General features: G+C 57.5%; 12 protein-coding genes and 7 tRNA genes. 13 read left to right on the plus strand and 6 right to left on the minus strand.

All coding sequences use genetic code 11. The annotated features are described in order from the left end of the window. The first annotated feature begins 31 nt into the window (after window positions 1–31). The 3 genes from C4S72_RS01250 to C4S72_RS01260 all read left to right on the plus strand — a co-directional run bounded on the left by C4S72_RS01250 (window position 32) and on the right by C4S72_RS01260 (window position 2,354). Window positions 32–751, plus strand: a complete 720-nt coding sequence (locus C4S72_RS01250) for a flagellar brake protein (RefSeq protein WP_104001268.1) — start codon at window positions 32–34, stop codon at window positions 749–751. Beyond that, the gene (locus tag C4S72_RS01255; RefSeq protein WP_104001269.1) at window positions 751–1,860 is read left to right on the plus strand and encodes an ATP-NAD kinase family protein; all 1,110 of its coding nucleotides are present in this window, start codon (window positions 751–753) and stop codon (window positions 1,858–1,860) included. Before C4S72_RS01250 ends, C4S72_RS01255 begins: the two co-directional genes overlap by 1 nt. A 122-nt stretch (window positions 1,861–1,982) precedes the next feature. Continuing rightward, window positions 1,983–2,354, plus strand: coding sequence for a DUF6812 domain-containing protein (locus C4S72_RS01260; RefSeq protein WP_146071847.1), 372 nt, complete (start codon window positions 1,983–1,985; stop codon window positions 2,352–2,354). A 78-nt stretch (window positions 2,355–2,432) separates the two neighbouring features. On the opposite strand, the gene htpX is transcribed toward C4S72_RS01260, so the two are convergent. Further along, entirely contained in the window at window positions 2,433–3,323 is an 891-nt protein-coding gene (gene htpX / locus C4S72_RS01265; RefSeq protein ID WP_104001271.1) for a protease HtpX, read from the minus strand. A gap of 139 nt (window positions 3,324–3,462) precedes the next feature. Here htpX and C4S72_RS01270 point away from each other — a divergent pair, with 139 nt between their 5' ends. Together C4S72_RS01270 and C4S72_RS01275 are read left to right on the plus strand one after the other, a co-directional pair. After that, the gene (locus C4S72_RS01270) at window positions 3,463–4,365 is read left to right on the plus strand and encodes a class I SAM-dependent methyltransferase (RefSeq protein WP_104001272.1); all 903 of its coding nucleotides are present in this window, start codon (window positions 3,463–3,465) and stop codon (window positions 4,363–4,365) included. After that, a complete protein-coding gene (locus C4S72_RS01275; protein ID WP_104001273.1) occupies window positions 4,366–4,842 on the plus strand; it encodes a 3'-5' exonuclease family protein in 477 nt (158 codons plus the stop codon). It begins immediately after the preceding gene. 45 nt (window positions 4,843–4,887) lie between these two features. Here the strand turns inward: C4S72_RS01275 and C4S72_RS01280 are convergent, their stop codons facing one another. Both C4S72_RS01280 and C4S72_RS01285 read right to left on the minus strand, forming a co-directional pair. Beyond that, on the minus strand, window positions 4,888–5,253 hold the full coding sequence (locus C4S72_RS01280) for a hypothetical protein (protein WP_104001274.1): 366 nt from the start codon (window positions 5,251–5,253) through the stop codon (window positions 4,888–4,890). 161 nt (window positions 5,254–5,414) lie between these two features. Then, a complete protein-coding gene (locus tag C4S72_RS01285) occupies window positions 5,415–6,629 on the minus strand; it encodes a pyridoxal phosphate-dependent aminotransferase (protein WP_104001275.1) in 1,215 nt (404 codons plus the stop codon). A 210-nt stretch (window positions 6,630–6,839) separates the two neighbouring features. On the opposite strand from C4S72_RS01285, the gene C4S72_RS01290 reads away from it, so the two are divergent. Then, window positions 6,840–7,517: a DNA-3-methyladenine glycosylase I gene (locus C4S72_RS01290; RefSeq protein WP_104001276.1), complete on the plus strand. Its 678-nt coding sequence runs from the start codon at window positions 6,840–6,842 to the stop codon at window positions 7,515–7,517. A 14-nt stretch (window positions 7,518–7,531) separates the two neighbouring features. On the opposite strand, the gene syd is transcribed toward C4S72_RS01290, so the two are convergent. The 3 genes from syd to C4S72_RS01300 all read right to left on the minus strand — a co-directional run bounded on the left by syd (window position 7,532) and on the right by C4S72_RS01300 (window position 12,046). Then, on the minus strand, window positions 7,532–8,089 hold the full coding sequence (gene syd / locus C4S72_RS25715; protein ID WP_160115426.1) for a SecY-interacting protein: 558 nt from the start codon (window positions 8,087–8,089) through the stop codon (window positions 7,532–7,534). A gap of 127 nt (window positions 8,090–8,216) precedes the next feature. Continuing rightward, a complete protein-coding gene (locus tag C4S72_RS25720; protein ID WP_160115427.1) occupies window positions 8,217–9,428 on the minus strand; it encodes a hypothetical protein in 1,212 nt (403 codons plus the stop codon). Window positions 9,429–9,469: 41 nt separating this feature from the next. After that, complete coding sequence (locus tag C4S72_RS01300) at window positions 9,470–12,046, minus strand: outer membrane beta-barrel protein (RefSeq protein WP_104001278.1); 2,577 nt, start codon at window positions 12,044–12,046, stop codon at window positions 9,470–9,472. Window positions 12,047–12,465: 419 nt separating this feature from the next. Between C4S72_RS01300 and C4S72_RS01305 the strand changes: the two genes are divergently transcribed. The 7 genes from C4S72_RS01305 to C4S72_RS01335 all read left to right on the plus strand — a co-directional run bounded on the left by C4S72_RS01305 (window position 12,466) and on the right by C4S72_RS01335 (window position 13,166). Next, a tRNA-Asp gene (locus C4S72_RS01305) sits at window positions 12,466–12,542 on the plus strand. A gap of 51 nt (window positions 12,543–12,593) precedes the next feature. Further along, window positions 12,594–12,669, plus strand: a tRNA-Val gene (locus tag C4S72_RS01310). Window positions 12,670–12,675: 6 nt separating this feature from the next. Further along, a tRNA-Asp gene (locus tag C4S72_RS01315) sits at window positions 12,676–12,752 on the plus strand. Window positions 12,753–12,800: 48 nt separating this feature from the next. Continuing rightward, a tRNA-Val gene (locus tag C4S72_RS01320) sits at window positions 12,801–12,876 on the plus strand. Between the two features lie 6 nt (window positions 12,877–12,882). Next, a tRNA-Asp gene (locus C4S72_RS01325) sits at window positions 12,883–12,959 on the plus strand. A gap of 48 nt (window positions 12,960–13,007) precedes the next feature. After that, a tRNA-Val gene (locus C4S72_RS01330) sits at window positions 13,008–13,083 on the plus strand. 6 nt (window positions 13,084–13,089) lie between these two features. Beyond that, window positions 13,090–13,166, plus strand: a tRNA-Asp gene (locus tag C4S72_RS01335). The last annotated feature ends 222 nt before the right edge of the window (window positions 13,167–13,388 follow it).

Consider the following 13,388-nt stretch of genomic DNA (forward strand, 5'->3'; position numbering starts at 1 on the left):
GCGGTTTGGATCAGAAATAGCGCGACATTATATGGCCAGATATCAACCCGAGCTGGAGGGAACCAGCCTCAAGACCCTTACCGAGCTGCGGCCTCGTATCGGTGAGCGAGTGCGGTTGGAGATGCGCTCGCCGCGTGGGCGCTATCTGGTGCAGTTGATAGGCTTTCGCGAAAACGGCTCGGTGATTGTTTCGGCGCCACGGGGCTCGGGTACACCTCTGCTGGTGAGCGAGGGCGCGATGCTGACCGTGCGCCTGATGACTGGCAACTGGGTCTGCGCTTTCGACACCCGTCTGATTCGCATCCAGAACCAGCCCTATCCTCAGTGGCATCTGGCCTGGCCGCAGCAGGTTGATGCCCAGCGTGTGCGCCATCATACCCGGGTGCCGGTGAATCTTCGGGTGTCCGTCGACAGGGATGATGTCGACGCGCTGAACACCGACTTCCCCGTCGCGGCCTGCTGCACCGATATCCATGTTGCTGGCGCCTGTCTTGAAGCGAACCGAATCCTGGGCTGTAGCGGCGATAAGATTTTTGTGACGGCGCGACTGTCGGTGAGCGGCATAGATCACGTGTTGCTGGCGCCGGCGATCATCCGCAGCGTCTATGAAGCCGAGGGCGGGCCGTTCAATGTTATCAGCCACGGTGTCGAGTTCGTCGATCTGGAGGAGGAGACTCATCTGATCCTGGCGAGCTTTGTTTACCAGCAGTTCCTGGTGGAAACCGGCTACCTGGCTCAGGAGGAGAGTTAATGACATTTACCCTTGGGCTGGTGGTGAACCCGCTGGCAGGGCTCGGCGGCAGCGTTGGTCTCAAAGGCAGTGACGGTGCCGAGACGGTGGCCAAGGCGCTGGCGCTGGGAGCAGAAGCCAAGGCCCCTGAGCGAGCGATGACCGCTTTGCAGGAGTTGGTCGGCCTCGATTTTCGCTTGATCACCTGGGCTGGCAGTATGGGGGAAGACTCCGCTCTTGCTGCCGGTTTTAGTCCCGAAGTCATGGGGGTGGCAGCTCAGCAGCCGTCGACGGCGGCGGATACCGAAGCGGCAGCCGTTACGCTGGCGGAGCAGGGTGCAGATCTGATTCTGTTTGCCGGCGGTGATGGCACGGCGCGAAACATCTGTGCAGCTGTGGCCGAGCGTTGCCCTGTGCTGGGGATTCCCGCCGGCGTGAAGATCCACTCTGGTGTCTACGCGATTACGCCGAAGGCGGCGGGTGAGGTAGCCGCCATGCTGATTCGCGGCGAGCTTGTCACACTGTCCAGCGGCGAGGTACGCGATATCGATGAAGAGGCGTTCCGCGCCGGCAAGGTTCGGGCGCGTTATTACGGTGAGCTGCTGGTGCCCAGTGAGCATCGCTACCTGCAGCACGTGAAGAATGGTCAGCGTGAAGATGAGTCTCTGGTGCTGGATGATATTGCCGCCGACTTCGAAGAAAGCATGCAGCCCGGTGTGCGTTACATCATGGGCTCAGGCTCGACCGTGGCGGCGATCATGGAGCATTTGGGGCTGGATAACACGCTGCTGGGTGTGGATCTGATTCAGGATGGCGAACTGATCGCATCTGACTGTACAGCCAAGCAGTTGCTGGAGCTGACCGAAGGCGTGGAAACCCGGGTGGTAATCACGCCGATCGGCGGCCAGGGGCATCTGCTGGGGCGTGGCAATCAGCAGTTGAGCCCGGAGCTGATGCGGCGAGTGGGGCGCGAGGCGCTTTACGTGGTCGCCACCAAGACCAAGATCAAGGCGCTGGATGGGCGGCCTCTGCTCATCGATAGTGGCGATTCAGCCCTTAACGGGGAATTCTCAGGGCTAATTCCTGTCCATACTGGATATCGCGACGCGATTCTCTACCGTGTTGCGTAATTGAGAAGCGTTTGTTTCTAGAAATGGCACGACTTTAGTCTATCTAAAATGTTAAAGTGTCGTTCTATTGATACGTTTTATGCGTGTTTGCGAATATACGAAGCTCAAGCGGGGAGAAATAGTTGTCTGTTGTCCTGAAGCAGAAGCGAGAGATCAAAGTCTATGTCCGGATGCATGACGGCAGTCGGCAGCTGGGTAATGTCTTTTTGGGCCCCGATGAGCGCCTGCAGGACATACTGAACGACGATCGGATGTTTCTACCGTTGCAGGTGGACGACCAGAGCTCCCTGGTGATGCTATCCAAAAGGTATATTCAGCAGATCGAGGAAGTGCGCCCTGAGACGGTTAAGCGTCGCAACGACGAGGTGTACAACCATGCCGGTCAGCGACGTCCGGAGCCAAAGCCTGAAGCGGTGAAGGAAGAGGTCAGAGCGCCAAGGGCACTTAACCTGGAGCTGGATGACTTTAAGCCTGTGGTTCCCAAGAAAAGCTGATCGAGACACTGGAATAAAAGAAGGCCCGGCGATTGCCGGGCCTTTTTGTTGTTGCGTGCTGAGCGCGCAGCTTAAGTCTTAGCCGCGCTGCTTGAGTGCGGCGATGCGGTCATCCAGCGGGGGGTGGCTGGCGATCAGTGCCATGAAGCCCTGTTTCAGGTTGCCGTTAATACCAAAAGCGTTGAGCTGCTCCGGCAGTTCGTCCGGCGCGCCGTACTCCGCTTTCAGACGCTGCAGCGCGCCGATCATGGCGCCGGTGCTGGCAAACTCTGCACCGGCCTCGTCGGCACGAAACTCACGACGACGGCTGAACCAGGCCACGATGACTGATGCCAGAATGCCGAAGATGATCTCAAATACGAAGGTGGTGATGTAGAAGCCGATACCGACGCCGCCACCGTTGTCTTCACCGCGGCGCAGGAAGGAATCCACGGCGTAACCGACGATACGGGCAAAGAACATGACAAAGGTGTTCACCACGCCCTGAATCAGGGTCAGGGTCACCATATCGCCGTTGGCCACGTGGCCGATCTCGTGGGCAAGTACTGCACGTACCTCTTCCGGGCGGAAGCGCTGCAGCAGGCCGGAGCTGACCGCAACCAGGGCGTTGTTCTTGTTCCAGCCGGTGGCGAAGGCGTTCGCCTGCTGTGCCGGGAAAATACCAACTTCGGGCATGCCTACACCGGCTTTTTCTGCCAGCTCGGCCACGGTTTCAAGCAGCCAGCGTTCGTCAGCGTTGCGCGGCTCTTTGATCAGCTGGGTGCGTGTACCCATCTTCGCCATGGTTTTCGAGAGAAACAGGGATATGAATGATCCCGCGAAGCCGAATACGGCACAGAATACGAGCAGAGATCCATAGTCCAGGCCGCTGCCTGCCAGGTAGGAGTTCACTCCCAAAAGGTTGAGTGTGACGCTGGCAACCAGCAGGACCGCCATGTTGGTGGCCAGAAACAGTAAGATTCTCATCATGTTGTGTTGGGTTCCCATAAATGACTGTGTTTTGACACAGGAAATTGTCCTGACTCTTTGATAAGGGCGGTCGAGCAAAGTTTCAATATAGGGGTGGCATTTATATAATGCGCCCCTTTTTTATCGCCGGAGAATCTGCGTGCAGCGTGCTGTTGAATCTGTCATCGAGCAACTGGAGCTTGCCAGCGGGCAGGTGCGTCGCCTGTTTCATGGGCGTGGCGGCGGTGCGCCCGGTCTTGAATGGCTGGTGGTGGATTATCTGCCGCCGGTGGCGGTGATCCGTGCCTATACCGATGAGCTGCCGGAGCCGGTTGATAGCCTGGTCGGGGCCCTGGTGGGAGCCGGTGTTGAAGCCGTTGTGCTGCAGTTGAGAGGGCGTGGCAGGTCCGCGCAAAGCGAGGTGCTCAGCGGCGAGGTTGCAGACAAGCTGGTGGTTGAAGAGGCCGGTCTCAAGTACCAGGTGAGGCCGCTGCAGAATCAGAATTCTGGCCTGTTTCTCGATATGCGTCCGGGGCGCGACTGGGTGCGCGAGCATGCACAGAACCGCAGGGTGCTGAATCTTTTCTCTTATACCTGTAGCTTCTCGGTGGCCGCCATGGCCGGAGGCGCCGAGTCGGTGCTCAATATCGATATGAGTTCAGGGGCGCTGGCGACCGGTAGGATCAATCATCAATTGAACTCTTTACCGACTAAAACAGTCGGATTTATGGCCGTTGATCTGCTACGCTCCTGGGGGCGCGTGCGCAGGCATGGGCCCTTTGATCTGGTGGTGATCGATCCACCGAGTTTTCAGCCTGGCAGCTTTGTTGCTGAGCGGGATTATCGCAAAGTGCTGCGCCGCCTGGATGAGTTTGTGGCGGGCGGAGGCCAGGTACTGGCCTGTCACAACGATCCGGCGCACAGCGAACAGTTTCTTCGCGAGTTGATGGAGCAGGAAGCCCCAGGCTTCAGTTTCCGTCAACGCCTGGCCCAGGCGGAGGATTTTCCGGAGATGGATGCGGAAAACGGGCTGAAGGTGTTGCTTTACCAAAAGGATATGTAAGTGGAATTGATCTGTATTGATATTGAGGCAAGCGGCCTTGGTCCGGATTCTTACCCGATCGAGGTGGCCTGGAAATGCGACATCAGCGGTAACAAGGATGAATTTTTAATCGATCCGGCATCGGTAGAAGGCTGGGATTACTGGGATGAGTTTGCTGAGGAGTTGCACGGAATAGGGCATCACCAGCTCGGCAGTGAAGGGATTTCGGCAGCGCAGGCTTGCGAACGCCTGAATGCGGAGTTGGCAGGAAAGACCCTGACCTGCGACGCCTATGACTTCGACCTGTTCTGGCTGACGCGTCTGTTTGAGTCGCAGCAGCAGCCGATGCTGTTCAGTATTCAGGGAATTGAGCGTTTGCTGACTCCTCAGCAGTGCGAGGCGTATCGTCTGAATACGAGGTTTCGTCGCCATCGGGCATTAAGAGATGTGGAAGATGAGCTTGGCGCGATTCGCCAGCTACTAAAAGAGGTCGCCTGAAGGCGGCCTCTTTGGTTTTCAGGCCTGAAAGGTTTCCAGATCAGGTCAGAGGTTGGCGACCTGGCTTTCAATGACGCCGCGGATCTCTTCATAGGGTTCCACGTTTTCCGGGAAGAAGAAGAGTTTGTAGTACTGACGCTCCACCACCTGATCCTGGCCTTTTGCCCGGTCGTTGTGAGAAGCGTAGAGGTAGGTCATCTGCACGTGTACGACGCGGGTGTTGACCGGCAGTTCGAACTCGTGACCTTCCAGGTCGTACCGGACCTTGCGCTCCTTGATGGTGTAAAAGGAGGCCTCGGCGATATGGTCCGCATTCAGCAGAAAGTTTGAGGTGACTGGCACGAGACGGCGCTTTTCCAGGCCGTTGTGCTCCATATATATGCCCAGGTTCTTCTTGATCTTTATAAACATCCCATGCTCCTGTCGTGCCTGTAAATGCCGTATATGAACTTTCTAATATTTAGCATATGTCAGAACAATGACACGGAAGTTTCAGTCTGGCCACTGAAACTTCCATGGAATGGGATGCTCGGGCTGGCTGCCCGGGTTTGCTGTTCAGCTTACTGTTCGGCTTACTGTTCGTAGGTGCGCAGGAAGTTACCGATACGCTCGATGGAGTCGGTGAGCAGGTCTTTGCCGGGCAGGAACACCAGTCTGAAGTGCTGGGTGTCGGGCATATTGAAGCCGCTGCCCTGCACGATCAGCACCTTCTGCTGCATCAGCAGATCCAGCGCGAACTTCTCGTCGTTGTGGATAGGGTAGCGCTGCGGGTCCAGTTTCGGGAACAGGTACATCGCGCCCTTGGGCTTAACACAGGATACGCCGGGGATGGCGTTAAGCATTTCCCAGGCGAGATCGCGCTGATCGCGCAGGCGGCCGCCCGGTACCAGCAGCTCGTTGATGCTCTGGTAACCGCCGAGGGCGGTCTGGATGGCGTGCTGCGCCGGAACGTTGGCGCAAAGGCGCATGTTGGCCAGCATGTCCAAACCCTCGATATAGTCGCGGGCGGTGTGTTTGGGGCCGCTGACGATCAGCCAGCCGGAGCGGAAGCCCGCTGCGCGATAGGTCTTCGACAGGCCGTTGAAGGTCAGGCAGAGCACATCATCCGCCATCGAAGCGAGCGAGGTGTGCTCGGCTTCATCGTAAAGAATCTTGTCGTAGATCTCGTCGGCGAACAGGATCAGCTTGTGCTCACGGGCCAGCTCGATGATCTGTTCCAGCAGCTCCGGCGGATAAAGCGCGCCGGTCGGGTTGTTCGGGTTGATAACGACGATGCCGCGGGTACGGTCGGTGATCTTGCTGCGCATATCCTCGATATCGGGATACCAGTCCGCCTGCTCGTCGCAGTGATAGTGCACGGCGTTGCCGCCTGCCAGGCTCACGGCGGCCGTCCAGAGCGGGTAATCCGGCGCCGGGATCAGTACTTCGTCATTGTCGTTAAGCAGCCCCTGCATCGACATGACGATCAACTCGGATACGCCGTTGCCGATATAGATGTCATCGATAGAGACGTTGGCGATACTCTTGCGCTGGCACTCCTGCATTACCGCCTTGCGGGCAGAGAAGAGGCCCTTGGAGTCGCAGTAGCCCTGGGCGCTGGGCAGGTTGAGAATCACATCCTGGACGATCTCTTCCGGCGCGTCGAAGCCCCAGGGCGCGGGGTTGCCGATGTTCAGCTTTAAAATCCGGTGACCTTCATCTTCCAGGCGCTTGGCTTCCTGCAGTACCGGACCACGAATGTCGTAGCAGACATTGATGAGCTTGTTCGATTTTCGGATTGCTGGCATCGTTTGTATCGATCCTGAAACGGGCGGTTTGGGCGGCACGGCGCCGCTGTGTTTCGTCCCCCGAAGTGGGGCTGAGAAAAGGCGCTAATAATACGCCCTGGCGTGAGGCTTCACAATTGAGTCTGGGCCAGCTGAGCGGGCGCAATCGATTAATCGGGCGCATCTTCTCGGCTCGATTAATCGAGCTTAGATTGGAAATAAGGGAATTTAATGAAAGGTTTTTCTGAACTCTGTATCCAGGCACAGAATCTTCATCCGGAGATGTCGCTTGAGGCGATGTTCGGCCCGGGCCCGCGCTCGGAGCAGGCATTGATCGATACGCCTGATGATCGGCTTTTTTCCGATATGACGCGCAGAATCTTTCGCGCAGGTCTCAAACATTCGCTGGTAGACAGTAAATGGCCAGCGTTCGAGACCGCCTTTTTCGGCTTCGATCCCTACAAAGTGAGTCTGCTCAGTGATGAGCAGATCGAAAAGATGATGCAGAACGAGACGTTGATCCGTCACCTGGGCAAACTCAAGGCGACCAGGGCCAATGCGCTGCTGGTGTCGGAAATCTCGGAACAGAAGGGCGGTTTCGGCCGCTTTCTCGCTGACTGGCCTGTTACCGACATCGTCGCACTATGGACGTTGCTGAAGAAGGAAGGCACCCAGTTGGGCGGCAACTCCGGTGCCTCTTTCCTGCGTATGGTGGGCAAGGATACCTTTATGCTGACCGATGATGTGGTGACAGCGTTAAAGGCGCAGGGCGTGATCGACAAGAAGCCCACGGCACAGCGGGACTTGAAGCTAGTGCAGGAGGCGTTTAACAGCTGGCATGCGGAATCGGGTAAGCCGATGTGCCAGATCAGCCGGCTGCTGGCACATTCAATCGGTCGTCATGACTAAGCGTTGATCCACGCTTACTCAACGATCGGCGTCAGTTGCTCCAGAAACGCCTGCAGGCTGCTGGCGAGCTGGCGCAGCGGTTTCTTGCCCGGTCGTTCCAGCCAGATGCTGCCATCCTCGTTGTTGAGCGTCATGAATTCGTCGCCATCGGTACAGGCGAAAAACAGTGACAGCGGCTGGCGCTGTTTCTGTTTCGCCATAATGTGGCCAAGCAGGTTGGCGCGCAGACGCTCCATATCCTCCTCATTCCAGCAGAACAGCAGGGTCAGCTCGCCTTCGGGATGGCTGGCCTGCAGATGGTCTGACCAGCAACGGGTATACCAGGTGACGATATCCGGGTGGATCTCAAGTTCCAGGGCCTCGCTCAGGCGGGTAAACATATCGCTGGTCGGGTCTTGGAGAACCGGTTTCCAGCGCACCGAACTGCCTTCGACAGGATCTTCGGTGAGAATACAGGGGGAAGGCCATTCCGGGTCGTAGGTGCAGCTCGGTTCCTGGCCGTATTTGTCCAGCTGGGCGGTAAGCGTTGCGTCGAAGAAGCGGTCCAGGGTATCTGTCAGGGATAAGGCCATCTTTGCTCTACATCTTCTCAGGTGAAACAGTGGCCACCATACCAGTTTCGCCCGCTTCAGACAGGTGCTTTCAATTTTTTGATGGGGAAGCGCCCCGCCCCGAAGGGCAGGACGTGAGGCGCTGTGTTTACTCGAGCGCGTTGTCGTGGACGTATTCGAGCACCTGGACGGCGTCGTTGGCCATATTGGTGAACACATCGATACCGCCTGCTTCGTTGTCGAAGATGGAGGAGCTATCGACGGTACCGAAGTCGTCTTGAAGAACCTCGTAGATATCGACGGTGATTGGCACGTAGATAGTGTCACCATCAGCGTTGGTTTGCTCATCAAGCACGACCACGGATACGCCGCTATAGGTCTCCTCGGCGCTGTAGTCGTTGATGCTGCCGTCGGTCACGTATGTTTGCAGTGCGCTGAGCACGTCGTCACCGAGGAAGCCGGTGATGCCTATCACTTCGTCGATGGTCAGATCACCGGTTTTATCCGAGGCGGCAGACAGAGCTGAGGCGGCCAGCTCCAGCACGGCATCCTGAGGTACGACGAAGCTGTAAGTAGTCTCCCGGCCATCGGAACTGGCGGTGGCGGTCAGTGTGACCACAGAGACGCCGTCATCATTCACGCTGACGGGGGCGGTGAGGAGTGCCTCATACAGCGCCAGGTTTTCCAGCGGAGAGTCGATGGTGACGCCATCGACGACCAGGCGGCCGGACTCATCCAGAGTGACATCCTCGCCCAGCACCAGGCCGTCGAGCTTGCTCAGCGCCTCGGTGAGGGAGTGTTCGATGACGGTGGTGGGGGAGCGGGCCACGTTAAGGCGGCCAAATTCGACCTCCTGCAGCGTGACTCCCTCAGGGAGCACCGTACCTTCCGGCAGTTCGCCGTCGATCAGCTCCACTTGAGAACCGTCGGACAGAATAGCCACGGTGACACTTTCGTCATCATTGGGGTGATACAGGGTGCCGTCATCATTACGCAGCACGATGACGATGTCGCCGTAGTCATCGCCCTTCATGCTGTCGTTACCTGCGTTACCACCACCGGGTTTGCCCTCATTGCCGGGTTGTCCGGCCCAACTTGGGCGGTCGCTGTCTTCTTCCTCTTCGGCCAGGAGGTCGATAATGTCCTGGCGTCCCTGGCGCAGCCCCTTCAGGCTGCTGCCGGCTTTGTGACCGGATTCCATCTGGCCGTGGCTCTGGCCGCTCATGCCCTGGCCTCCGCCTTCGTGGCCGCCTCCTTCGTGGGATGCGGCGAAACTGGGGGCGGCACCGAGGGCTAGTGCCAGGGAGAGGGTGGCAGCTGAGATTGCTGTGGCAAGACGTTTTTTAGCTATTGTTTTCATTGTCTTAGTCCTTGTTTTAAGTCTCGGATCCAGGTGGCTGGTTAGAAGTAGTAAACCAGGCCGGTGCGGAAGCGGGAGCGTGAGTTATCGAACTTCATACTGTCTGAATTGCTGTGTTCTGTAGTGAATTCGTAGTCGTCGTACTGGGTCTCGCTGTAATCGATGCGCAGCGCCGTTTTTCTACCAACAGGAATTTCGGCGCCCAAGCCCAGGCGGGTGCCCCAGACCTCGTCGTCACGGTTGATGCGGTTGTTGTCGTTCCCGCCCTTGATCCAGTCGGTGTTGAAGCGAGCCCGTTCCTTGCCGACGCTGGCGAACAGCAGCGTACCTTGCTTGAGGCGGTATCCGAGCCGCAGGTTCGCAGCCGTGCTGGAGTTCATCTCTACGCCAAAGTCCCGTCCCGTCGGGTCGCGGTCATGCTCCCAGCCGGCGCGAAGCAGGTCGGCATCCACTTCCAGTGCCAGTTGCCAGGGAGAGTCAAAGGTCCAGGCGTAGCCGATAACCGGTGCGAGAGCGCCGTGGCCGATGTCGCCAAAGTCGCCACCAAACGCGGAGGGCGATGTGCTGCTGCTTTCAGTGTGAAGGCCGGTGGCGCGTGAAGTGAGGCTCGAACTGCCCAGTGTCAGCCCGGCGTATACGCCGCTCTGCTGGCTTGTATCCACGGCTTTCGGCGCCGTCTCGTTCATGCGCCAGCCAAGACCGAGGGTGAACGCGGTGGCGCGGGGATCGTAATCCGCGTACTCCGGCTCACCGGTGTGTCCGCTATAGCTGATGCTGTAGTCCCGGCTGTCTGTTACACCGTAATCCAGTCGCAGGAAGGTGTGTGGGCCGGTGGGGATCTCAGTGCCGAGGCCGTATCTCAGCCCCCAGCGGGAGTCGGAATCATCGTAAGCCTCTTGCGGATACTCATTCACTCGGTTGTAGGTATCGAAGCGGCTGTAGGCGCCACCGACTCTTGCATAGATCAGATTGTTGCCCGGCAGGCTGTGACCAAAGCGCAGGTCGAGAACGGTACGGTCTTTAGTGTCGAGGCTGAGCGTCTGGGCATCGTCTCTAGTCTTGCTGTGGGCCAGGTCGGCGTCACTGACCAGATAACTGCCCTCAAGGCCGAGATACCAGGCATCGATATAGTAGCCGTAACCAAGGAACGCGCCGCCGGCCAGTCCGGAGTCAGCGTAGTCTGCCTTGTCTGTGCCTTGGTGGCCGCGCTCGCCGGATACCTTGGCACCGGCGGTTTCTGATCCGCCAAGAACACCGGCGTAAAGACCTGAGCTGGAGAGAGCTTCAGTGGTATAGAACACCGGAGTGGCGTAGGGATCGACCAGGCTGGTGCCGTCAGAGCCCAGGCGCATGCCGAGGGTCAGCATCAGCGTCTGGCTGTCATAATCGGCGAAGGACTGCACATTGGCGTCATTGACCGATGCGCCTGAGCTGTCGCCGAGGCGGGCTAATGATGAATTATGCTGGTCCAGGGTGTAACTGGCCCCGAGATAGACGGTCTTGGTCAGGTAGTGCCTGTAGCCGAGGGATGCGGCCAGCAGCTTGTCGGTTCTGTCCAGCTCCTGGTAGTCCTCGTGCGCGAGGTACAGTCCGGCGCTCAGCTCATCGCGGGGTGTGATGCTTGTCGCAATCTGCCCGCTCAGTCCTGTCACCAGGTAACCTGATGCGCCTGCCAGAGTGGTTTCTTCCAGCGAGCGTGAAAGGCTGAGGTTGAGCCGGGTGGCAGGCGTGATCTGCCAGTTCAGTCTGCCGCCAAAATCGACCTTGCTGATGTTGTTGAAACGAGGGTCATCGTAGCTCTGGTACAGCTGGCCGATAAAACCCTCAGTTGATAGTGTCGGCGTGATACGGGCCGACAGGCCCAGGTTGATGCGATAACCCTCGGAGTCGCGGTCAAAGCCGTAGTCATCGACAGAGTCGCTGTAGTTGCGCTGGTCTGCTCGAATCTGTGCGAAGGGGTAAATAGCCTGGCGGGGCTTGAAGTTAAGCCGGAGCCCCAGTGTTGACTGCAGTCTGTCGCGGTCGCTGTTGTTGATGCTGAGGCCGCTAACCGTATCGTTGTCGTCGAATCGATAGGATTCCATGGACCCTGCCAGGCGCCAGCCAAGATCGCTGCCGGTGTGGCTGAACAGGCCGTAAGCGTCGGTTACATCATATTCGGTCGGTGAAGTTGCCGCGGCGGGAAGGTCGGGGCTCGAACGATCTTCATGCACGCGGTTGTGGCCAACCCCCAGGCTACCCAACGTATTTGGGGAAAAACTGCGCTGCAGTCCGGCGTTAAACCAGTAATCGTCGTAGTTTTCGTCGTTGTAACTGTCGTAGCGGCCGCTTTCGAAACCGGCGTTGGCGTTCCATCTCAGCTCATCGCTACCGGCTGTCACACCGGCGTTGGCGGAGAGCCCAAGCAACTGGTCGTCGCTGGTCTGATCGTGTTCCGCATAGAGGTTGTCTACGTGGCGGTAGAAGGTTTCCAGCTCGCCGGTCCAGACGGGAGTCTTGGAAGAGGGCGAGTCATTTCCGCTATCGGTGGGTTCGGCTGCAATGGATGGATTGGTTTCTGCCAGCCCCAGCAAAAGCAGGGAGAGCAGGGGTAAGCGGGTGTGAAAGCCAAGCATCATTAATCGTCTTTAGTTCGGTTAATAGCGATGGCCGGTCCATGGCTCTACGTTTTCTGTATAGCCAATAAAACACATGCTTGGTGTGGGTTTTATATATTTATTTATTCTAAATTAACTAGATGCTGATGCATTTTTATACTCATTTAATGCATCTATTTGTTTCGGTTACGAATATTCTGCGTTCGATTCGAGGTGGTGAAACCTGATCCCTGTCAGGTTTGTGTGAAATCTATACAGCCAGTATCAGCTGCTTGTTGATCAACGTTTACACAGCTTCAGGCTTTGAGCGGTGTATGAAAAAATATTTGCGATAACCGTTTGACAATACAGGGAAAGCCATTAAAATTCGCACTCCGTTCTGAGGGGTAACCCACAGCAACGAAGCGGCACTGCCGCAGAGACTCTAAGTCTCAGATAGTGGAGTGGTAGTTCAGTTGGTTAGAATACCTGCCTGTCACGCAGGGGGTCGCGGGTTCGAGTCCCGTCCATTCCGCCACTTCTTCCCGAAATCCTTGGGAAGTCGTAGAAGTTGTAAAGGTCACGTTTTGGGCGAATAGCTCAGTTGGGAGAGCATCTGCCTTACAAGCAGAGGGTCGGGGGTTCGAACCCCTCTTCGCCCACCAAGACGCGGAGTGGTAGTTCAGTTGGTTAGAATACCTGCCTGTCACGCAGGGGGTCGCGGGTTCGAGTCCCGTCCATTCCGCCACTTCCTTCCAAAGAGCTCGGAAGGTCGTAAAGTAAGAGCCAGCGTTTTGGGCGAATAGCTCAGTTGGGAGAGCATCTGCCTTACAAGCAGAGGGTCGGGGGTTCGAACCCCTCTTCGCCCACCAAGACGCGGAGTGGTAGTTCAGTTGGTTAGAATACCTGCCTGTCACGCAGGGGGTCGCGGGTTCGAGTCCCGTCCATTCCGCCACTTCCTTCCAAAGAGCTCGGAAGGTCGTAAAGTAAGAGCCAGCGTTTTGGGCGAATAGCTCAGTTGGGAGAGCATCTGCCTTACAAGCAGAGGGTCGGGGGTTCGAACCCCTCTTCGCCCACCAAGACGCGGAGCGGTAGTTCAGTTGGTTAGAATACCTGCCTGTCACGCAGGGGGTCGCGGGTTCGAGTCCCGTCCGTTCCGCCACTTCAAAAGTTGAAAGGTTAGAAAGCCTGCCTGTCAGCTCATATGGAATGCCCGAGTCGCGCTCTTTATAAGTGCAACCGCCCATTTCAGCACTTTTTCGATTAATACCTTCCTTTTTTTCTCTGAAGCATCTCGCTTCGACGCTTTTACTCATCTTTTGTCGCCGCAGCCTCAGGGTTCGGGTTTTACTTCGCGCGTACGATCTTTGCCGCAGCTCTCTGG

Origin of the sequence: Marinobacterium lutimaris (genome assembly GCF_900108065.1) — a bacterium.
Lineage (GTDB): Bacteria > Pseudomonadota > Gammaproteobacteria > Pseudomonadales > Balneatricaceae > Marinobacterium_D > Marinobacterium_D lutimaris.